The organism is Burkholderia latens, from assembly GCF_001718795.1.
Classification (GTDB): domain Bacteria; phylum Pseudomonadota; class Gammaproteobacteria; order Burkholderiales; family Burkholderiaceae; genus Burkholderia; species Burkholderia latens_A.
Window position 1 is genome coordinate 2808321 of sequence record NZ_CP013435.1, and the last position, 21219, is coordinate 2829539.

Sequence of the window (21219 nt, forward strand, 5' to 3'; positions counted from 1 at the left end):
ATGCGGCCCTGCGAATGGGGTAAGCCGGAATCGGATTGCGCCACGAACGGCGCGTATCGAGACGCTATCACCCAGCCCCGGGCCGGCAAACGAAGTTATCTTCACACCGTTATCAGCATCGCGGAGGAATGCGTTTCTCGCGAACCTTTGCGTGTCGCTATCGCGCCGGCGCCGCGCGCCGCGCAGCCCGAGGCGATGCAGCGTTCAATGCGCGGCAGGCGCCGCGCCGCGTGCCGGGCCGCGCGCATCGAGCCGCATCGCGAGCCACGTGACGACGAGCGCCGCGAAGGTCACCGCGACGGCGACCCACGGCAGCGCATCGAGCGCGAAGCCATGCGCGAGCGCGACGCCGCCGAGCCACGCACCGGCCGCGTTGCCGACGTTGAATGCGCCGATGTTCAGCGTCGACGCAAGGTGCGGCGCGCTCGCGGCCTTCTCGACGACGCGCGCCTGCAGCGGCGGCACCGTTGCGAATGCTGCGATCCCCCAGACGAATACCGTGACCGCCGCCGCGACGGGCAAGTGGCTCGTCTTCGCGAACGCGGCCATCACGGCCATCAGCGCGACGAGGATCGCGATCAGCGACGGCATCAGCGCGCGATCGGCGAGCTTGCCGCCGAGCATGTTGCCGACCGTCAGCCCGGCGCCGAACAGCACGAGGATCAGCGCGACCGCGCGCGGCGAGTAGCCGGTGACGGTTTCGAGAATCGGCGCGATGTACGTGAACACGACGAACACGCCGCCGAAGCCCAGCACGGTCATCAGCAACGCGAGCCAGACTTGCGGGTCCTTCAGCACGCGCACCTCGTGACCGAGGCCGACGGGCCCGCTGTCATGACGGTTCGGCACGAGCAGCGCAACACCGCCGAGCGACAGCACGCCGAGTGCCGCGACGATCCAGAACGACGCGCGCCAGCCGAGCAGCTGGCCGACGAACGTGCCGAACGGCACGCCGAGCACGTTCGACAGCGTGAGTCCCGTGAACATCAGCGCGATCGCGCTCGCACGCTTGTCAGCCGGCACCAGCGACGCGGCGACCACCGCGCCGATTCCGAAGAACGACCCGTGCGCGAACGACGTGACGACGCGCGCGACCATCAGCATCGCGTAGCCGGACGCGATCGCACACAGCACGTTGCCGACGATGAAGATCGCCATCAGCAACTCCAGCGCGGCCTTGCGCGGCATGCGGCTCGTCAGCACCGCGAGCAACGGTGCGCCGACCGCGACGCCGAGTGCGTAGCCGGTCACCAGCAGCCCGGCCGACGGCAGCGACACGGCGAGGTCGCGCGCGACTTCGGGCAGGAGTCCCATGATGATGAATTCGGTGGTGCCGATTGCGAACGCGCTGATCGCGAGCGCCAGGAGCGGAATGGGCATGACGTTCTCCGTTGGACGGCGGACGCGGCGCCCGGTGGGGTGCCGCACCGCACAAAAAAGCACGAGGTGCGCGCATTGTCCCGAATACGACTATCTTTGATAATTGGCGTGGCACTTGAATCATTTTCAAAAAATTTTGGAAAATCAGATGGACCGACTGGGCGACATCCGGCTGTTCGTCGAAGCCGCGGACCTCGGCAGCCTGTCCGCGGCCGGGCGCAAGCTGAATCTGACGCCGGCCGCTGCGAGCGCGCGCCTCGCGAAGCTCGAGGCGAACATCGCGACACGGCTGTTCGAGCGCTCCACGCGGCAGCTGCGGCTCACCGACGAAGGGCGGCTCTACCTGAGCTGCTGCCGCCAGGCGCTGCAGGCGCTCGACGATGCACACGCGCTGCTGCAGCAAGGCCGCAACGTCGTCGCCGGCAAGGTGCGGCTGTCGTCGACGTCCGATTTCGGCCGCCGCCAGCTGCTCGACTGGCTCCACGAATTCACTACACTGCATCCGGGCGTGACGTTCTCGCTGACGGCGTCCGATTCGGCGTCGAACCTGTGGCAGGACGAGATCGACCTCGCGATACGCTTTGCCGCACCGCCCGACGGCGCGCTGATCGCGCGGCCGCTCGCCGCGAACCGCCGCGTGCTGTGCGCGGCGCCGTCGTTCGTCCAGCGTCACGGCGTGCCGGCCGATCCGCACGATCTGGCCCGCTTTCCGTGCAACGTGATCACGATTGCGTCGGGTCCGATGAACACGTGGCGTTTCACGCGCGGCGACGAAGTGCAGACTCACACGGTGCCCATGTCGAGCGCGTTCGAAACCAACGATGTCGGCCTCACCCGCGAATGGACGCTGCGCGGCCACGGAATCGCGCTGAAGTCGCTATGGGACATCGCCGACGACGTGCGCGCGGGCCGACTGCGCGTGCTGCTGCCCGACTGGCGGCATCAGGACGCGCCGCTGCACGCGATCTATCACGGCAAGCGCTACATGGCGCCGCGCGTACGCGTGCTGCTCGACTTCCTCGTCGAACGTTTTGCCCGCGAGGAAGCGGCGCTCGACGACTTGCTGAACGCGTGCCGCTGACGGCTCGCGCGGCATCGTTTCAGGGTCGGAAGCCGCGCTGCGCCGTCGCGCGCCCGCAACCGGCGGACCGCCTGGCGCAGCGCGTGAAGCTATAATGGAAGGCTTTCCCGACGGCTTTTCACGTGCGCGCGGCACGCGCGCCGGTTCGCCCTTGCGCAGCGATGGCACGGGCCCGCACCGCTGCACCGGCAGCAGCCGTCCCGATTCACCTTTGACGACGCCCCCAGGTCAACCACTGCGAACGGCGAATCCCCATGACGAAAAAAGTTTACGTAAAGACCTTCGGCTGCCAGATGAACGAGTACGACTCGGACAAGATGGTGGACGTGCTCAATGCGGCCGAAGGCCTCGAAAAGACCGACACTCCGGAAGACGCGGACATCATCCTGTTCAACACGTGCTCGGTGCGTGAAAAGGCGCAGGAGAAGGTGTTCTCCGACCTCGGCCGCGTGCGCGAGCTGAAGGAAGCGAAACCGGGGCTGCTGATCGGCGTCGGCGGCTGCGTCGCGAGCCAGGAAGGCGCGTCGATCGTGTCGCGCGCGCCGTACGTCGACCTCGTGTTCGGCCCGCAGACGCTGCACCGCCTGCCGCAGATGATCGACGCGCGCCGCGCCAGCGGCCGCGCGCAGGTCGACATCACGTTCCCCGAGATCGAGAAGTTCGACCACCTGCCGCCCGCGCGCGTCGAGGGGCCGAGCGCGTTCGTGTCGATCATGGAAGGCTGCTCGAAGTACTGCAGCTACTGCGTCGTGCCGTACACGCGCGGCGATGAAGTATCGCGTCCGCTCGACGACGTGCTGACCGAAGTGGCCGGCCTCGCCGACCAGGGCGTGCGCGAAGTCACGCTGCTCGGCCAGAACGTGAACGCCTACCGCGGCGCGCTGACGGCCGGCTCGTCCGACATCGCCGATTTCGCGACGCTGATCGAATACGTCGCCGACATCCCGGGCATCGAGCGGATCCGCTACACGACGTCGCACCCGAAGGAATTCACGCAGCGCCTGATCGACACGTACGCGAAGGTGCCAAAGCTCGTGAGCCACCTGCACCTGCCGGTCCAGCACGGCTCCGACCGTATCCTGATGGCGATGAAGCGCGGCTACACGGTGCTCGAATACAAGTCGGTGATCCGCAAGCTGCGCGCGATCCGCCCCGACCTGTCGCTGTCGACCGACATGATCGTCGGCTTCCCCGGCGAAACCGAGGAGGATTTCGACAAGATGATGGCGCTCGTGCACGAGATGAGCTACGACACCAGCTTCTCGTTCATCTACAGCCCGCGCCCCGGCACGCCGGCCGCGAACCTGCACGACGACACGCCGCGCGAAGTGAAGCTCAAACGCCTGCAACATCTGCAGGCGACGATCGAGGAAAACGTCGCGCGCATCAGCCAGTCGATGGTCGGGAAAGTCGAGCGGATCCTCGTCGAGGGCCCGTCGCGCAAGGACCCGAACGAACTGTCCGGCCGCACCGAGAACAACCGGGTCGTGAATTTCCCGGCGCCTCTCGCGTCGCACCCGCGCCTGATCGGCCAGATGATCGACGTGAAGATCAACCATGCGTACCCGCACTCGCTGCGCGGCGAGCTGCTGCTCGTCAGCGACGACGCGAGCACGGTCACCCACTGACGACTGACGCTGAACAGGAGCCCGACGCTACTTTGAAGACCGTCCAAGCACTGGAATTCACCGCGCCGCGCGACGACAACGCGCGCCTTGCCAACCTCTGCGGCCCGCTCGACGAGAATCTGCGGCAGATCGAACAGGCGCTCGACGTCACGCTCGCGCGGCGCGGCCACCGGATCGCGATCCGCGGGCGCGGCGCGAAACTGGCACTCGCCGCGCTCGAAAACTTCTACAACCGCGCGCGCGATCCGCTGTCGGTCGACGATATCCAGCTTGCGCTGGTCGAAGTGCGTCACACCGCCGGCAACGGCCGTCAGGACGCGCTCGACGTGCGTTTCCGCGGCGACCCCGATCATCCGTTCGACGAACCGGTCGCGCAGCTCGACGACGCAGGCCCCGACGAGGAGCCGGCGCCGAAGCTTTACACGCGGCGGGCCGACCTGCGCGGCCGCACGCCCGCGCAGCGCGAATACCTGAAACAGATCCTGTCGCATGACGTGACGTTCGGCATCGGGCCGGCTGGCACCGGCAAGACCTACCTCGCGGTCGCATGCGCGGTCGACGCGCTCGAGCGCGACCAGGTCAAGCGGATCGTGCTGACGCGCCCGGCCGTCGAGGCCGGCGAGCGGCTCGGCTTTCTGCCGGGCGACCTCGCGCAGAAGGTCGATCCTTATTTGCGGCCGCTGTACGACGCGCTGTACGACCTGCTGGGCTTCGACAAGACCGCGAAGATGTTCGAGCGCCAGATGATCGAAATCGCGCCGCTCGCGTACATGCGCGGCCGCACGCTGAATCATGCGTTCATCATCCTCGACGAGGCGCAGAACACGACGCCCGAGCAGATGAAGATGTTCCTCACGCGGATCGGCTTCGGCTCGAAAGCCGTCGTCACCGGCGACACGAGCCAGGTCGACCTGCCGCGCGGACACAAGAGCGGGCTCGTCGAGGCGCAGCAGGTGCTGGGCGGCGTGCGCGGCATCGCGCTCACGCGCTTCACGAGCGCGGACGTCGTGCGCCATCCGCTCGTCGCGCGCATCGTCGAAGCGTACGACGACTTTCACGCGCAGCACAAGGACGCGTGACCCCGCACGCCTGAGCCGCATGCAGCGCCGCGCGCGCCGCGGCGTCCGAAGGCCCGGCCCGCCCGACGGCGCGCCGGGCTTTTTATCGGCCGCGCGCGGCCCGGTCCGAATTCGGGCGCGATCGGCTGTTTGGTGTATCCTCAACGCGTTCCAATCGCCGTACCGGTCATGAAATCTTCCCGTTCTCGCAAGTCGGGGCGCGCGCAGTCCGCCGCGCCCCAATCTCCCCGTCTTTCGCTGTTCGATGCGAAGGGCAAGGCCCGGACCGTCAACGCGCAGGGGCTGCGAATCGACTTCCCGGACGGCCGCAGCCTGATGTTCGACCTGTCGGGCAGCTCGGGCGACGCAGCCGTCGCGATCGTCGCGCAGCACAACGATCCGGCGATGCGCGCGAAGCTCGCGCTGCAACCCGAGCACTACGACAGCGTGACGCTCCACGTCGGCGCCGAACCCGCGCCGCGCGACGAGGAATTGGAGGAAGGGCTGCGCGAACTGGAGCTCGACCTGTCGGTGCAGTATGGCGACGAGATCACGGCCGACGTGCGCAAGACGCTGCCGAAGTGCAAGCTGATCGCCGAATGGATCGAGCCCGCGCTGTTCGCCAGCGCGCAGATCACGGTGCGCTTCGTCGGCGAGGAGGAAGGCCGCACGCTGAACGCCGGCTACCGCCACAAGGACTACCCGACCAACGTGCTGACGTTCGCGTACGACCCTGCGCCGGACGGCACCGTGATCGGCGACCTCGTGCTGTGCTGCCCGGTCGTCGAGAAGGAAGCACACGAACAGGGCAAGCCGCTCACGGCCCATTACGCGCACCTGCTGGTGCACGGCGCGCTGCACGCGCAGGGCTACGATCACGAAACGAGCGACGAGGACGCGGCCGAAATGGAAGCGCTCGAAGTCGACATTCTGGCGAAGCTGGGCTTCCCGAACCCGTACCAATAAACGTTGTCCGTTCCATGCCCCACGCCGCGATGCAGCCGCCCGCCTACCCGCCGTCGATCGGCGACGGACGGCTGCTGACCGAAGACGAGCTCGCGGCGTCGCTCGCGCACACGATGCGCGACTGGGACGGCCGGCAGGATCTCTGGCTGTTCGGCTATGGGTCGCTGATCTGGAATCCGGGGCTGCCGACCGTCGCCGCGGTGCGCGGCAAGGTGCACGGGTATCATCGCGGGCTCTACCTGTGGTCGCGCGTGAACCGCGGCACGCCGGAACGCCCGGGCCTCGTGCTCGCGCTCGATCGCGGCGGTTCGTGCTCGGGCATCGCGTTCCGGCTCGCGGGACCGACCGCGCAGCCGCATCTCGAGACGCTGTGGAAGCGCGAGATGCCGATGGGCTCGTACCGGCCTGCGTGGCTGCCGTGCACGCTCGAAACCGGCGAACGCGTGACCGCGCTCGCATTCGTGATGCGGCGCGACGCACCGACCTACACCGGCAAGCTGCCCGACCCCGTCGTGAAGGAAGTATTCAGCTGCGCTGCCGGCCGCTACGGCACGACGCTCGATTACGTGAGCCGCACCGTCGATGCACTGCGCGCGAGCGGGATCCCCGATCGCGCGCTGGAAGCGCTGCTCGCGCGCTGCCGGTGACGCGCGGCACACACGCTTGCGCGACGCGGGCCGCCGCGCCGCGGCGTTCGAAGGAGAACCGTTACTCATGAAACCGTCACTCCGATCGCGCGGTGCGCTGGCTGCGCTGCTCGTCTTCGCGAGCGTCGCGCTGTCCGGCTGCGGGATCTTCGGCTGCGGCGGCGCCGCGACCAACGGCGCGGCCGCCGGCGGCTGCTCGGCCGGCATGCGCTTCTGAATTCCGGAATTTCGGTTGCCCAGCGCGTCTCCGGCCCGCGCGCACACTGGCCGCCCCGCCTGCGCGCGCGAGACCAAATGCCGCTGGGCGCCGGCCGGGCGCCGTTGCGCGCCGCTTTTTTGCCACCGCTGCCCCGCCGCGCCTTTCTGAGATAGGATGGACCCGACGGACACCGCCGCGCCGCGCGCGGCCGTTCCCGAGCGGGGCCGGAACGCGCCGCGTGCCCTCGGCCGGACGGCGGGGTGACACGGCCGCGCCATGCCCTTGGTGTATCCTTGCCTACTCCGTGACCGCGCGCCCCGGCATGACCCGGGCGCACCACCATGAACGATTCGTATCCCAGTCGTAAGCTCACCGACAAACCGCAAGAAAAGCGCTCGCTGCTCGAGCGCCTGACCGACTTCATCTCGCCCGAGCCGGAATCCCGGACCGAGCTGCTGGAAATTCTCCAGGACGCCCACGAACGCAACCTGATCGACGCCGATTCGCTGTCGATGATCGAGGGCGTGTTCCAGGTGTCCGATCTGTGCGCGCGCGACATCATGGTGCCGCGCGCTCAGATGGACGCGATCAATATCGCCGACAAACCCGAAGACTTCATCCCGTTCGTCCTCGAGAAGGCGCACTCACGCTACCCCGTGTACGAGGAGAACCGCGACAACGTGATCGGCGTGCTGCTCGCGAAAGACCTGCTGCGCTTCTACGCCGAAGAGGAATTCGACGTACGCGGGATGCTGCGCCCGGCCGTGTTCATTCCGGAGTCGAAGCGCCTGAACGTGTTGCTGCACGACTTCCGCGTGAACCGCAACCATCTCGCGATCGTCGTCGACGAATACGGCGGCGTCGCGGGCCTGATCACGATCGAGGACGTGCTCGAACAGATCGTCGGCGACATCGAGGATGAATACGACTTCGACGAGGAAGCCGGCAACATCATCTCGGGGCCCGACGGCCGCTACCGCGTGCGTGCGCTGACCGAGATCGAGCAGTTCAACGAGACGTTCGGCACCGACTTTTCCGACGACGAAGTCGACACGATCGGCGGGCTGATCACCCATCACTTCGGCCGCGTGCCGCACCGCGGCGAGAAGCTGCAGCTCGGCAATCTGGTATTCGAGATCCAGCGCGGCGATGCGCGCCAGGTCCACGTGCTGCTGGTGCGCCGCAACCCGCTCGCGAGCCGCCGCGCCGAAACCTCGCACGAGGATTGATCGTCTCGCGCCGGTCGCGTCTCCCTCAACCGCTCGCCCCCTCTCGCTTCACATGGACGAACCGATTCCGTCCCGCCCGGCTGGCGGGCTTCTCGCGCCGGCGCCCGGCCGCGCGCTGCCGCGCTGGCACTATCCGGCCGCACTGCTCGCGGGCGCGGCCAATACGCTCAGCTTCGCACCGACCCCGCACGGCGGCTGGCTGCAGCTCGTCGTATTCGTCTGGTTTTTCGCGCAGCTGACGCGCACGTCGAGCTGGCGCGGCGCCGCGCTCACCGGCGGCGCGTTCGGCTTCGGCAACTTCATCAGCGGCATCTGGTGGCTTTACATCAGCATGCACGTGTACGGCGAGATGGCCGCGCCGCTCGCCGGCGGCGCGCTGGTGCTGTTCGCGCTGTATCTGTCGCTGTATCCGGCGTTCTCCGCGGGGCTGTGGTCGTTCTGCGCGGGCCACGCGTGGCATCGCCGGGAGCGCGATCCGCGGCCGTTCTCGCCGAGCTGGCACGGCGCATTCGCATTCGCAAGTGCATGGGCCCTTGGCGAATGGCTGCGCGGCACCGTATTCACCGGCTTTCCGTGGCTCGCCAGCGGCTATCCGCAGGTCGACGGCCCGTTCGCCGGCTTCGCGCCGATCGTCGGCGTATACGGAATCGCGTGGGTGCTCGCGCTGTTCGCCGCGCTGGTCGTGCAGGCGCTCGTCGCCGCGCGGCGCGCACCCGCGGTCGAACGCGGCGCCGCCGGCAATGCGCGCGTGCGGACGATCGCGCCGGCCTGCATCGCGGTCGCGCTCGTCGCGGCCGGCGTCGCGCTGTCGCAGGCGACATGGACCGTGCCCGCGAATGCGCCGCTCACGGTGCGGCTTCTGCAGGGCAACGTGAAGCAGGACATCAAGTTCGAGCAGGAAGGCATCGACGCAGCGATCAAGATGTACACGCAGATGATCGTCGAGAAACCGGCCGACCTGATCGTCACGCCGGAAACCGCGATTGCGGTAATGATCCAGGAGCTTCCCGAGCCGTTCGCCGTCGCGATCCGCAAGTTCAGCGACACGACGGGCTCGGCCGTGCTGTTCGGCGCGGTCGGCGCATCCGTCACGCCCGACGGCCGTTACGTCGATTACACGAACAGCCTGTACGGCGTAACGCCGCACTCGCGCGACATATACCACTACGACAAGCACCACCTCGTGCCCTTCGGCGAATTCATTCCGTGGGGCTTTCGCTGGTTCGTCGACCTGATGAAGATGCCGCTCGGCGATTTCGCGCGCGGCGCGCCGGTGCAGAAGCCGTTCCTCGTGCACAACCAGCCGGTGATGGCCGACATTTGCTACGAGGACTTGTTCGGCGAGGAAATCGCCGCGACGATTCGCGACAATCCGCAGCCGCCCGGCGTGCTCGTCAACGTGACGAACCTCGCGTGGTTCGGCGACACGATCGCGCTCGACCAGCACCTGCAGATCGCGCGGATGCGCGCGCTCGAAACGGGGCGGCCGATGCTGCGTTCGACCAATACAGGGATGACGGCTGCGATCGATGCGCGCGGCCGCGTGCTCGGCCAGCTGAAGCCGTTTACGATCGGCTCGCTCGACGTGCGGATCGAAGGCACAAGCGGCTTCACGCCTTATGTGACGAGCGGTAACAGCGTCGTGCTCGCGATGTCGTTGATCCTGCTCGCATTCGGGTTCGCGTTCGGGCCGGGGTTGCGCCGGCGCGGTTGAATTCCGGAGCGATTGATCGTTTCCGGAGCATTCCCCGCGCGGCTGATGGCGATCGCACTATCCCCGGCGCGGTCGATCATGTCCGCGTTGCAATCAGTCGTCGCAAACCGCCGGTCACCGCCCCCAACACCGCGTCCCAATCGCCGAACCGCGGCTGCCGATACAGCGTCGCGGTCGGATACCACGGGCTGTCCGTGCGTTCGAGCAGCCACGGCCAGTGTGGATTCACGTCGAGCAGCACCCACGTGCGTGCGCCAAGGCCGCCCGCCAGATGCGCGACCGACGTGCACACCGTGATCACCAGGTCCAGCGCGCCGATGAATGCGGCTGTGTCGTCGAAACTGCGCAGTTCCGCGGTGAAGTCCTCGATCGCGAACCCGGCCGCGCGCGCCGCGGCCACGTCCGCGTCCGCGCCAGGCTGCAGCGAATAGAACGCGACGTTGTCGACGCCGCGAAACGCATCGGCATAGCGTTCGAGGCCGACGCGGCGGAACGGATTGCGCTGATGCCCGGCACTGCCCGTCCACACGAGACCGACCTTCAGCCGGCCTTCTCCCGCGAGCCGCGCACGCCACGCGTCACTCAGGGCCGGATCGGCATGCAGGTACGGCACCGACGCGCCGAGCGTCGACGTCTCCATTCCGAGCATCAGCGGCAAGCCAATCAGCGGCACTTCGCAATCGAACCGGGGCAATTCGTCGACACCGCCGCCCGCGCTGAATGCGTCCACGTGCGCGCCGAGGCTGCGCTGCATCAGCGTGGCGACCTGCGGAAACGTGTTCCATGCGAGTCGCCCGCCTTCGCGGTGCACACGCTCGGCGAGCGGCGCGACGAAACGCGCGAACTGCAGCACGTCGCCGAGCCCCTGCTCGCCCCACAGGAGCAGTGTCTTGCGCGCGAGCGGCTCGCCGTGCCAGCGCGGCCCGGGCAGCGCCGGCCGGCGGCCGCGCAATTCGCCCGCGCCGTCCCAGCGCGCCTCGTGGCCGCGCCAGCCGGCCGCGTAGTTGCCGCGCACGAGCTGGATGATCGCAAGGTTGAAACGGAACGACGCGTCGTCAGGCGCAAGCTCGCACGCGCGCGCCGCGTAGCGCTCGGCGTCGTCCCAGCGCTGCGCCTCCTTCATCGCCATCGCGATGTTGTTCAGCGCGAGCGCGTTGTCGGGCGCGATCTCCGCGAGCCGCGCCGCACACACGAGTGCGCCGTCGAGGTCCTGCGTCGCGAGGCGCGCGACGACCAGGTTGATCCACGCCTGTACGTCGTGCGGATCGGCGTCGACGGCCGTCTCCAGCAGCGCGATTTCTTCGCTGCGATCGCCGCCCGACAGCCGCAGCGCAATCGCGAGGTTGTTGCGCAGCGACGGCCAGCCCGGATCGAGCGCATGGGCAGCACGGTACGGCGCGATCGCATCGGCATGGCGGCCGAGCATCTGCAACGCGTAGCCGTGATTGAAGCGGGCATCGGCGCCCGGATGCACGCGCGCCGCGCATTCGGCCAGCGCGAGCGCATCGCCCGCGCGCTGCCGCGCGATGAGCGTCGCGGTGAGCTGCGCGAGCGCGGCCATGTCGACCGCATGCAGATGGCCGGCCGCGGCGAGCCACAGCGCGTGCGCAGCGTGTTCGCCGCGCGCGCGTGCATCGGCCGCCTGCCCGAGCAATGCGAGCAGCGGCGGCATCAGCGGAATGAGGAAGTCGTTCGAATCGTCCATGCGGTCCGGAGTGGGCTGGCGGTCGTGCGGCGGCGGTCGCGCGCGCCGCGATACGCGCATCTTAACGCCCGCGCCACGCGACGCGGCAAGCGACTCGACCGGCGCGTCGCGACGCGGCGCCGACGCATGCGACGGGCACGCGACTCGTCGCGCCCAGGCTTCGCAACGGCCGTGCAGCGGCGCGCAGAGGCCGTCCCCATGCCGCCGGCGGCCCGTTCATCCGCGTTCCGGCCGCATCCGGTCGCCGATCCGGTAAAATTGCACGTTTCAGCACACTAACAAGCCGCGCCGCCGCGCGAGCCGACCCTCCGGGCGTTGCCCGGAGCGCCGTCCGCAACGGAGCGCCAGCGCCACGAAGGCTCTTCATGCTTACGTTTCAGCAAATCATCCTGACGCTGCAGTCCTACTGGGACAAGCAGGGTTGCGCTCTGCTCCAGCCCATCGACATGGAAGTCGGTGCGGGCACGTCGCACGTCCACACGTTCCTGCGCGCGGTCGGCCCCGAGCCGTGGCGCGCCGCGTACGTGCAGCCGTCGCGCCGCCCGAAGGACGGCCGCTACGGCGAGAACCCGAACCGCCTGCAGCACTACTACCAGTATCAGGTCGTGCTGAAGCCGGCGCCGGAGAACATCCTCGACCTGTACCTCGGCTCGCTCGAAGCGCTGGGCTTCGACCTGAAGCAGAACGACGTGCGCTTCGTCGAGGACGACTGGGAGAACCCGACGCTCGGCGCGTGGGGCCTCGGCTGGGAAGTGTGGCTGAACGGGATGGAAGTCACGCAGTTCACGTATTTCCAGCAGGTCGGCGGCCTCGACTGCAAGCCGGTGCTCGGCGAGATCACGTACGGCCTCGAGCGCCTCGCGATGTACCTGCAGAAGGTCGAGAACGTGTACGACCTCGTGTGGACCGAGTGGGAGGAGCAAGGCCCGAACGGCCCCGAGCTGCGCCGCCTGTCGTACGGCGATGTGTACCACCAGAACGAGGTCGAGCAGTCGACCTACAACTTCGAGCACGCGAACGTCGACCTGCTGTTCACGTTCTTCAACAGCTACGAAGCGGAAGCGAAGAAGATGATCGACGCGCAGCTCGCGCTGCCCGCATACGAGCTCGTGCTGAAGGCCGGCCATACGTTCAACCTGCTCGACGCGCGCGGCGCGATCTCGGTCACCGAACGTGCGGCGTACATCGGTCGCATTCGCGCGCTGTCGCGTCTCGTCGCGCAGGCTTACTACGACTCGCGCGAGAAGCTCGGCTTCCCGATGCTCGGCAATCCGCCGGGCGTGCCGGGCCTCACCACCGACGCCCAGGACGCCGCGCAGCCGGCATGGGCGCCGCCGCTGAAGGTCGAACGCAAGATCGATCAGGACTGACGAGACGAGACTTATTCCACACATGACGCACAATCATCCCGCCCCCCTGCTCGTCGAACTGCTGACCGAAGAGCTGCCGCCGAAGGCGCTCGCCCGCCTCGGCGACGCATTCGCCGAAGGTCTCGCGCAACGCCTCGCGGCGCGCGACCTCGTCGAAGGCGAACTCGTGTTCGAACGCTATGCGACGCCGCGCCGCCTCGCGGTCGTCGTGCAGAACGTGCGCGCCGTCGCACCCGAAAAACAGGTCCGCGAAAAGGTGCTGCCCGTGTCGGTCGCACTCGACGCCGAAGGCAAGCCGACCGCCCCGCTCGCGAAGAAGCTCGCGGCGCTCGGCCACCCGAACCTGACGATCGCCGATCTCGAGCGCGCGCAGGACGGCAAGGCCGAAGCGTTCTTCGTCAATTACTCGGCGGCCGGCGCGACCCTCGCCGACGGGCTGCAGGCCGCGCTCGACGAGACGCTCGAGAAGCTGCCGATCCCGAAGGTCATGACCTACCAGCGCCCGGACGGCTCCGACGTGAAATTCGTGCGCCCGGTGCACCGCCTGACCGTGCTGCACGACGATCGCGTCGTGCCCGTCACCGCGTTCGGCGTCGATGCCGGCGACACCACGCTCGGCCACCGCTTCCTGTCCGACGGCCTCGTCGCGATCCAGCATGCGCACGCGTATGCGGACACGCTGCGCGACAAGGGCCGCGTGATCGCGCACTTCGCCGATCGCCGCGAAACGATCCGCACGCAGTTGAACGAACATGCGAACGGCGACACCGTCGTGATGCCCGAGGCGCTGCTCGACGAAGTGACGTCGCTGGTCGAATGGCCTGTCGTCTACCCGTGCCGCTTCGAGGACGAATTCCTGCAGGTGCCGCAGGAGTGCCTGATCCTCACGATGCAGACGAATCAGAAGTATTTCGCGCTGACCGACATCGCGGGCAAGCTGCGCTCGCGCTTCCTGATCGTATCGAACATCGAGACGAAGACGCCGGGCGAGATCGTCGAGGGCAACGAGCGCGTCGTGCGTCCGCGTCTTGCCGATGCGAAATTCTTCTTCGAGCAGGACAAGAAGAAGCCGCTCGCCGAGCGCGTACCGTTGCTCGCGAACGTCGTCTATCACAACAAGCTCGGTTCGGCGCTTGCGCGCGTCGAGCGCCTCGAGGCGCTGGCGGGCGAGATCGCCCCGGCGATCGGCGCCGACGCCGCGCATGCGAAGCGCGCCGCGCGCCTGGCAAAGGCCGACCTGCTGACCGACATGGTCGGCGAGTTCCCGGAACTGCAGGGCACGATGGGCACGTACTACGCGCGCCACGACGGCGAACCCGACGACGTCGCGCTCGCGTGCGCCGAGCACTACCAGCCGCGCTTCTCCGGCGACGCGCTGCCGACCACGCCGGTCTCCACCGCGGTCGCGCTCGCCGACAAGCTCGAGACGATCGTCGGCATCTGGGGCATCGGGCTCGCGCCGACCGGCGAGAAGGATCCGTTCGCGCTGCGCCGCCATGCGCTCGGCGTGCTGCGCCTGCTGCTCGAGAAGCAGCTTCCACTCGATCTCGTGTCGCTGCTGCGCACCGCCCGTGCACGCTTCGCGGGTGTGCCGGGCGTCGCCGAATCGACCGACGCGATCTTCGCGTTCTTCATGGACCGCCTGCGCGGCCTGTTGCGCGAACGCGGCTACTCGGCCGGCGAAGTCGACGCGGTGCTGAGCCTGAACCCGACGCGCGTCGACGATCTCGTCGCGCGCCTCGATGCGGTGCGCGAGTTTACGCGCCTCGCGGAAGCCGAAGCGCTCGCGGCTGCGAACAAGCGGATCTCGAACATTCTGAAGAAATCCGAAGGCGGCACGAACGGCGCGGTGCAGCCGACGCTGCTCGTCGAGGCGGCCGAAAAGGCGCTGCACGAACAGCTCGCGGCCGTGACGCCGCACGTGCAGTCGCAGCTCGAGGCGCGCGCGTACACGGGCGCGCTGTCGGCGCTGGCCGCATTGCGCGCGCCGGTCGACACGTTCTTCAACGACGTGATGGTCAACGCGGAGGATCCTGCGCTGCGCGCGAACCGTCTCGCGCTGCTGGCCGCGCTGCACCAGCAGATGAATTGCGTCGCCGACATCTCGAAGCTCGCCGCATAAGGGCCGCACGATGCCGATCAGCCCCAACCGCAAGCTCGTCGTCCTCGACCGCGACGGCGTGATCAACGTCGATTCGGATGCGTTCATCAAGTCGCCCGACGAGTGGATCGCGCTGCCGGGCAGCTTCGAGGCGATCGCGCGGCTCAATCACGCAGGCTACCGCGTGGTCGTCGCGACCAACCAGTCCGGCATCGGCCGCGGGCTGTTCGACATGGCCGCGCTCAACGCGATGCACCTGAAGATGCATCGCGCGGCAGCCGCGGTTGGCGCGCGTATCGACGCGGTGTTCTTCTGTCCGCACGTGTCGGAAGATCACTGCGATTGCCGCAAGCCGAAACCCGGCATGATGCAGATGATCGCCGAGCGCTTCGAGATCGAACCGGCGCACACGCCGGTCGTCGGCGATTCGCTGCGCGACCTGCTCGCCGGCGTCGCGGTCGGCTTCCAGCCGCACCTCGTGCTGACCGGCAAGGGCAAGAAGACGCTCGCGGCGGGCAATCTGCCGGACGGCACGAAGGTGCACGACGATCTGCGCGCATTCGCGCTCGATTTCCTTTCACACGAATACGAGTGATGCGACTGCTGCGCGCATCCTCCTTACAGCCAGACCCACGCCGATGCGCTTCGTCCGCTCCCTGTTGCTGCTGATTTACTTCATCCTGTACACGGTGCCGTACGCGACCGCGTGCTTCATCGCGTTCCCGTTCATGCGTCCCGACGCACGCTACTGGATGGCGGCCGGCTGGTGCAAGTCCACGCTGTGGGTCGTGCGCTGGCTGAACGGTATCCGCTACCGGATCGAAGGGATGGAAAACCTCCCCGACGGCCCGGCCGTGCTGCTGTCGAAGCACCAGTCCGCATGGGAAACGCTCGCGTTTCCCGCGCTGATGCCGAAGCCGCTCTGCTACGTGTTCAAGCGCGAGTTGCTGTACGTGCCGTTCTTCGGCTGGGCGCTTGGCATGCTGCACATGGTCAACATCAACCGCAAGGAAGGCAAGAACGCGTTCGCGTCGGTAATCCGCCAAGGCAAGAAGCGGCTGTCGGAAGGCGCATGGATGATCATGTTCCCGGAAGGCACGCGCACGCCGGTCGGCAAGCAAGGCAAGTACAAGACGGGCGGCGCGCGCTTCGCAATCGAAACCGGCACGCCGGTCGTGCCGATCGCGCACAATGCAGGCCATGTGTGGCCGCGCAATTCGTTTACGAAGTTCCCGGGCGTCGTGACCGTGTCGATCGGCAAGCCGATTCCGGTCGAAGGCAAGACGCCCGACGTATTGAACTCGCAAGTCGAAGCATGGATCGAAGCGGAAATGCGCCGCATCGATCCCGATGCCTATCGGCAGCCGGGCAATGCCGGCGCGCGCGATGCCGCGCGCGTCTGAATCACCCGGATTGCAGCCGTTGCGTACGACGAAAAGAAGCGAACTGATGAAAAAGCGTCCGCGGCCACGGCCTGCCGTCGTGGCCCTCGATCATCGCCAGATGGACCTGCCGCTCTTCGACGGGCCCGCAGCGGCGTCGCCGGCGCCGTCCGCGCCATCGACACCGCCGTCGCCGCCTGAAGCCGCTGCGGCGCCGTCCGTCCCCGCGGCGCCGCTCGATCCGGGCCCTGCGCCCGATCGTTCCCGCGTCCGTACGTTCGCCGTCGGCAGCCGCGTGCTCGAGTATCGGCTCAAGCGCTCCGCGCGCCGCACGATCGGCTTCACGATCGACGGCAGCGGGCTGTCGATCACCGCGCCGCGCTGGGTCACGCTCGCCGACATCGAAGCGGCGATCGCCGAAAAGCAGCGCTGGATTTTCGCGAAGCTCGCGGAATGGAAGACCCGCACCGAACAGCGCGCGCTGCCGCAGATCGACTGGCGCGACGGCGCGCAACTGCCGTATCTCGGCAAGACGATCACGATCGCGCTCGGCGCGGGTGCCGTCGCGTTCGACGCCGACACGCAACGGCTGTCGCTGCCGCTGCCCGCGCAAGCCGACACGCAGCAGATCAAGGATCGCGTGCAGGGCTGGCTGCAGGGCGAAGCGAAGCGGATTTTCGGCGAACGCCTCGCGGTTTACGCGGAAAGGCTCGGCGTCACGTATTCGATGTACGCGTTGTCGTCGGCCGCAACGCGCTGGGGCAGCTGCTCGAGCGACGGCAAGATCCGGTTGAACTGGCGGCTGATCCACTTCCCGATGTCGATCATCGACTACGTCGTCGCGCACGAGCTGTCGCACCTGCGCGAAATGAACCACAGCCCGGCGTTCTGGCAGACCGTCGAATCGATCTTCCCGGAATTCCGCGAAGCGCGGCATACGCTCAAGCACCACCCGCCCGAATTGCTGCCGTCGCTGTAACGCGATCGGCCGCGCCGGCAAAAACAAACGGGCGATACGGAACCCTCCGCATCGCCCGTTTTTCGTGCCCGCCGCGCATCCATGCGCCCGGGCCGCTCAGCCGGCGCTCAGTGCGTCTTCTTCTGGATGAACTCGATCTTGTAGCCGTCCGGATCCTCGACGAACGCGATCACGGTCGTGCCGTGCTTCATCGGGCCCGCTTCGCGCGTCACCTTGCCGCCTTGCGCCTTGATCTTCTCGCAGGCCGCGTACGCATCGTCGACCTGCACCGCCAGATGGCCGAAGCCGTTGCCGAGATCGTAGGACGGCGTATCCCAGTTATGGGTAAGCTCGATCACGGTGCCCGTGCTTTCCGCTTCATAGCCGACGAACGCGAGCGTGAACTTGCCTTCCGGATAATCCTCGCGGCGCAGCAGCTTCATGCCGAGCAATTCGGTGTAGAACTTGATCGAGCGGTCGAGATCGCCGACTCGCAACATCGTATGCAGCAAACGCATGTGTCGTACTCCTGTGGGGACTTTCCGGAACCGGAAATTCTACCGGAGTCGGGTAGATCTCGCCGTCGGCGGCCCGGTGAGATCCGCGACCGTCCGCGCAACGGCGCCGAAAGCGGCCGCAGGCCGACATCGCCACGCTGAATGCCCCGGCAACTCCGCCGATCGGGTAACATCGTCCCACTTCGCACCAAAAGCGGGCATCCCGTCTGCCGCCGGAGCGCGACCACTTTCCCATTCAGCCACCTCCCTGCCGTGCGAAATCGCCGATTCGAGCGTGCCGGCTGCGCCGTTCAGCCGCCGCTGCCGATGTCCTTAGCTGCCTCCGTCCACGCCGGCGAGGTCCGCCGATGACCGCGCTCGCCGGGTCGCCCGTGCGCCGCGCGCTCGACGCGCGCGCCGTCGGCGTGATGCTGCTGCTGTGTGCGATCTGGGGCTTCCAGCAGGTCGCGATCAAGAGCACGAACGCGGCGATCCCGCCGATGTTCCAGGCCGGACTGCGCTCGGTGATCGCCGCGCTGCTGCTGTGGGGCTGGGCGCGCTCCCGCGGCACGCCGCTGTTTCGCGCCGACGGCACGCTCGGCGCGGGTATCGCAGCAGGCGCGCTGTTCGCGGGCGAGTTCATCTGCGTGTTCTTCGGGCTGACGCTGACGAGCGCGTCGCACATGGCGATCTTCCTGTACACCGCACCGTGCTTCACCGCGCTCGGCCTGCACCTGTTCACGCCCGGCGAACGGCTGCGGCGCGTGCAGTGGGCCGGCGTCGCGCTCGCATTCGCCGGCATCGCGCTCGCGTTCGCGGACGGCTTCCTGAAGCCGCGCGCGCCCGGCGCGTCGCTCCTGGCCGGACTGGCCGGCGACGCGCTCGGGATCCTCGGCGGCGCGATGTGGGCAGCGACGACGGTCGTCGTCCGTTCGACGTCGCTCGCACGCGCGAGCGCGAGCAAGACGCTGTTCTATCAGCTCGCGGTGTCGGCCGTCGTGCTGGTCGCGCTTGCTGCGCTGCTCGGCCAGACGTCGTTCGCGCGGGTCACGCCGATCGCGCTGGCGAGCCTCGCGTACCAGTCCGTGATCGTCGCGTTCGTCAGCTATCTGTCGTGGTTCTGGCTGCTCACGCGCTACAGCGCGTCGCGACTGTCCGTGTTCACGTTTCTGTCGCCGCTGTTCGGCGTCGCGTTCGGCGTGCTGCTGCTCGGCGAATCGGTCGGCGGGCGCTTCATGTCGGCGGCCGCGCTGGTGCTCGTCGGGATCGCGCTCGTGAACGCGCCGCAGCAGCGCCGGTGACGTCCGCGTGCCGCGCACCGGTCTCGGCGAAGCGGGCGAATGCAACGAACACGATCGGCAAAATAAAAAGGCTGCCCGCGAAAGGGCAGCCTCGTGAGCATCGAACCGGCGCGCGTGGCCGCTATTGCGCGGCCTTGCGCACCTTCGCCAGCGCCTGGGCGACGCCGACATATTCGGCGACGCTCACATCCTCCGCGCGGCGCGCGAGATCGAAGCCGAGCCCGTCGAAATCGATCGACTCGCGATAATCGCCGAGCGTGTTGCGCAGCATCTTGCGGCGCTGAGAGAACGCGGCCGTGACGACTTCGCCGAGCAGCACGGGATCCACATCCGGCAGTTCATGCGGCTCGTACGGAATCATCCGGACGATCGCCGAATCGACCTTCGGCGGCGGCTGGAACGATTCCGGCGGCACGTCCAGCATCTTGTCCATTACGTAGCGGTACTGCAGCATCACCGACAGCCGCGAGAACGCCTTCGTGCCCGGCTCCGCGACCATCCGCTCGACGACTTCGTTCTGCAGCATGAAATGCTGGTCGATCACCACGCCCGCGAACGTCATCAGATGAAACAGCAGCGGGCTGGAGATGTTGTACGGCAGGTTGCCGACGATGCGCAGCGAAGGCTTGTCGCCAGGCGCCGCGAGCGAGCCGAAGTCGAACGCGAGCGCGTCGCCGGCATGCAGCTCGAGCAGCGCGCCGAAGCGCTGCTGCAGGCGCCCGATCAGGTCGCGGTCGAGCTCGACCGCATGCAGCGGCGACTCCGGCGTTGCAAGACGCGCGATCAGCGGCTCGGTCAGCGCGCCGAGGCCGGGCCCGATCTCGACCATCCGCTGGCCGCGCGCGGGGCCGATCGTCGCGACGATCGAATCGATCACGCCGTGATCGACGAGGAAGTTCTGCCCGAAGCGCTTGCGCGCGAAATGGCCCTGATGCTGTCTGCTGTTCGACATCGACTGAGAAAAACGAAAAAACGACGAATAAGGTCAGGCTCTCGCCTGCGTGCGTCAGGATGCGCGGCGGTGGCGCGCCATCGTGACGGCCGTGTCCAGCGCGGCAACCATGCTGCCGGGATCCGCGCGACCGGTGCCGGCCAGATCCAGCGCGGTGCCGTGATCGACCGACGTGCGGATGATCGGCAGCCCGAGCGTGACGTTGATGCCCTCGCCGAAGGTTGCATACTTCAGCACGGGCAGGCCCTGATCGTGGAACATCGCGAGCACGCAATCGGCGCCCTCGAGATGGCGCGGCTGAAACAGCGTGTCGGCCGGATACGGGCCGCGCGCGTCGATGCCCTGCGCTTGCGCTTGCGCGAGGGCCGGCGAGATCACGTCGATCTCCTCGCGCCCGAGATAGCCGTTCTCGCCCGCGTGCGGGTTCAGCCCCGTCACGAGGATGCGAGGCGCTGCGAGACCGAAGTCGCGACGCAGGTCACGATCGACGATCGCGAGGGTATCGACGAGCCCGTCGATCGACAGCGCGGCCGATACGTCTTTCAGCGGCAGGTGCGTGGTCGCGAGCGCGACGCGCAGCGGCCGTTCGCCGATGCCCGCGAGCATCATCACGACGCGCGGCGTATGCGTGCGCTCCGCGAGGTATTCGGTATGACCGGTAAACGGCACGCCCGCGTCGTTGATCGTGCTCTTCTGCAACGGCGCGGTAACGATCGCGTCGAACCGTCCGGCCACCGCGCCGTCGATCGCCGCATCGAGCAACCCGAGCACATAGCGGCCGTTGGCCGCGTCGAGCTTGCCCGCCTGCGCGGGCACGGCGAGCGGGTGGTGCTCGACCGACACCGCGCCGCCGCCCGCCAGCACTGCACGGTCGGCGCCGACCGCCGCCGCGCGCGCGTCGAGCAGCGCGGCGTCGCCAAGCACGGTGAAATGCGCGCCCGGCCAGCGCCGCGCTGCATCCTGCAACGCCTGCACGGTCAGTTCCGGGCCGACCCCCGCGGGTTCGCCGGTCGTGATCGCGATCTGCAGCGCGGGTGCCGTCATGCGCTCG

The 21219-nt window shown here is 68.0% G+C and carries 19 protein-coding genes; 14 read left to right on the top strand and 5 right to left on the bottom strand.

Features of this window, described 5'->3' with window-relative positions:
- Positions 1 to 204: 204 nt before the first annotated feature.
- The gene (locus WK25_RS13050; protein ID WP_040141852.1) at positions 205 to 1380 is read right to left on the bottom strand and encodes an MFS transporter; all 1176 of its coding nucleotides are present in this window, start codon (positions 1378 to 1380) and stop codon (positions 205 to 207) included.
- Between the two features lie 148 nt (positions 1381 to 1528).
- On the opposite strand from WK25_RS13050, the gene WK25_RS13055 reads away from it, so the two are divergent.
- The 8 genes from WK25_RS13055 to lnt all read left to right on the top strand — a co-directional run bounded on the left by WK25_RS13055 (position 1529) and on the right by lnt (position 9902).
- Positions 1529 to 2461, top strand: coding sequence for a LysR family transcriptional regulator (locus WK25_RS13055; protein ID WP_069241737.1), 933 nt, complete (start codon positions 1529 to 1531; stop codon positions 2459 to 2461).
- Between the two features lie 254 nt (positions 2462 to 2715).
- Positions 2716 to 4089: a tRNA (N6-isopentenyl adenosine(37)-C2)-methylthiotransferase MiaB gene (gene miaB / locus WK25_RS13060; protein ID WP_040141856.1), complete on the top strand. Its 1374-nt coding sequence runs from the start codon at positions 2716 to 2718 to the stop codon at positions 4087 to 4089.
- A 32-nt stretch (positions 4090 to 4121) separates the two neighbouring features.
- Positions 4122 to 5168: a PhoH family protein gene (locus tag WK25_RS13065; protein WP_040141857.1), complete on the top strand. Its 1047-nt coding sequence runs from the start codon at positions 4122 to 4124 to the stop codon at positions 5166 to 5168.
- Between the two features lie 168 nt (positions 5169 to 5336).
- A complete protein-coding gene (gene ybeY / locus WK25_RS13070) occupies positions 5337 to 6113 on the top strand; it encodes an rRNA maturation RNase YbeY (protein ID WP_069241738.1) in 777 nt (258 codons plus the stop codon).
- Between the two features lie 14 nt (positions 6114 to 6127).
- Entirely contained in the window at positions 6128 to 6760 is a 633-nt protein-coding gene (locus tag WK25_RS13075; protein WP_059548663.1) for a gamma-glutamylcyclotransferase, read from the top strand.
- A 67-nt stretch (positions 6761 to 6827) separates the two neighbouring features.
- A complete protein-coding gene (locus WK25_RS31710) occupies positions 6828 to 6977 on the top strand; it encodes a hypothetical protein (protein WP_167432647.1) in 150 nt (49 codons plus the stop codon).
- A 323-nt stretch (positions 6978 to 7300) separates the two neighbouring features.
- On the top strand, positions 7301 to 8188 hold the full coding sequence (locus WK25_RS13080; protein WP_040141864.1) for an HlyC/CorC family transporter: 888 nt from the start codon (positions 7301 to 7303) through the stop codon (positions 8186 to 8188).
- Between the two features lie 52 nt (positions 8189 to 8240).
- Positions 8241 to 9902 (top strand): apolipoprotein N-acyltransferase, encoded by a 1662-nt coding sequence (gene lnt, locus WK25_RS13085; protein ID WP_069241739.1) that lies wholly within the window; start codon positions 8241 to 8243, stop codon positions 9900 to 9902.
- Between the two features lie 76 nt (positions 9903 to 9978).
- Here lnt and WK25_RS13090 read toward each other — a convergent pair whose 3' ends face one another.
- Positions 9979 to 11607, bottom strand: a complete 1629-nt coding sequence (locus tag WK25_RS13090; RefSeq protein ID WP_069241995.1) for a tetratricopeptide repeat protein — start codon at positions 11605 to 11607, stop codon at positions 9979 to 9981.
- A gap of 365 nt (positions 11608 to 11972) precedes the next feature.
- Between WK25_RS13090 and glyQ the strand changes: the two genes are divergently transcribed.
- Genes glyQ through WK25_RS13115 form a run of 5 tightly spaced genes read left to right on the top strand, consistent with a single transcriptional unit; the run spans position 11973 to position 17439 of the window.
- The gene (glyQ, locus tag WK25_RS13095; protein ID WP_080294533.1) at positions 11973 to 12977 is read left to right on the top strand and encodes a glycine--tRNA ligase subunit alpha; all 1005 of its coding nucleotides are present in this window, start codon (positions 11973 to 11975) and stop codon (positions 12975 to 12977) included.
- A 22-nt stretch (positions 12978 to 12999) separates the two neighbouring features.
- Complete coding sequence (glyS, locus tag WK25_RS13100; RefSeq protein ID WP_069241740.1) at positions 13000 to 15099, top strand: glycine--tRNA ligase subunit beta; 2100 nt, start codon at positions 13000 to 13002, stop codon at positions 15097 to 15099.
- Positions 15100 to 15109: 10 nt separating this feature from the next.
- A complete protein-coding gene (gene gmhB / locus WK25_RS13105; protein WP_040141874.1) occupies positions 15110 to 15673 on the top strand; it encodes a D-glycero-beta-D-manno-heptose 1,7-bisphosphate 7-phosphatase in 564 nt (187 codons plus the stop codon).
- Positions 15674 to 15716: 43 nt separating this feature from the next.
- The gene (locus WK25_RS13110) at positions 15717 to 16481 is read left to right on the top strand and encodes a lysophospholipid acyltransferase family protein (protein ID WP_040141876.1); all 765 of its coding nucleotides are present in this window, start codon (positions 15717 to 15719) and stop codon (positions 16479 to 16481) included.
- Positions 16482 to 16527: 46 nt separating this feature from the next.
- Positions 16528 to 17439 (top strand): M48 family metallopeptidase, encoded by a 912-nt coding sequence (locus WK25_RS13115; protein ID WP_069241996.1) that lies wholly within the window; start codon positions 16528 to 16530, stop codon positions 17437 to 17439.
- A 107-nt stretch (positions 17440 to 17546) separates the two neighbouring features.
- On the opposite strand, the gene gloA is transcribed toward WK25_RS13115, so the two are convergent.
- Positions 17547 to 17936, bottom strand: coding sequence for a lactoylglutathione lyase (gloA, locus tag WK25_RS13120; RefSeq protein ID WP_040141877.1), 390 nt, complete (start codon positions 17934 to 17936; stop codon positions 17547 to 17549).
- 347 nt (positions 17937 to 18283) lie between these two features.
- Here gloA and WK25_RS13125 point away from each other — a divergent pair, with 347 nt between their 5' ends.
- A complete protein-coding gene (locus WK25_RS13125; protein WP_059548670.1) occupies positions 18284 to 19216 on the top strand; it encodes a DMT family transporter in 933 nt (310 codons plus the stop codon).
- Between the two features lie 121 nt (positions 19217 to 19337).
- Here the strand turns inward: WK25_RS13125 and rsmA are convergent, their stop codons facing one another.
- Together rsmA and pdxA are read right to left on the bottom strand one after the other, a co-directional pair.
- Complete coding sequence (gene rsmA, locus WK25_RS13130; RefSeq protein ID WP_040141881.1) at positions 19338 to 20168, bottom strand: 16S rRNA (adenine(1518)-N(6)/adenine(1519)-N(6))-dimethyltransferase RsmA; 831 nt, start codon at positions 20166 to 20168, stop codon at positions 19338 to 19340.
- 54 nt (positions 20169 to 20222) lie between these two features.
- Positions 20223 to 21212, bottom strand: a complete 990-nt coding sequence (pdxA, locus tag WK25_RS13135; protein ID WP_040141883.1) for a 4-hydroxythreonine-4-phosphate dehydrogenase PdxA — start codon at positions 21210 to 21212, stop codon at positions 20223 to 20225.
- Positions 21213 to 21219: the final 7 nt, after the last annotated feature.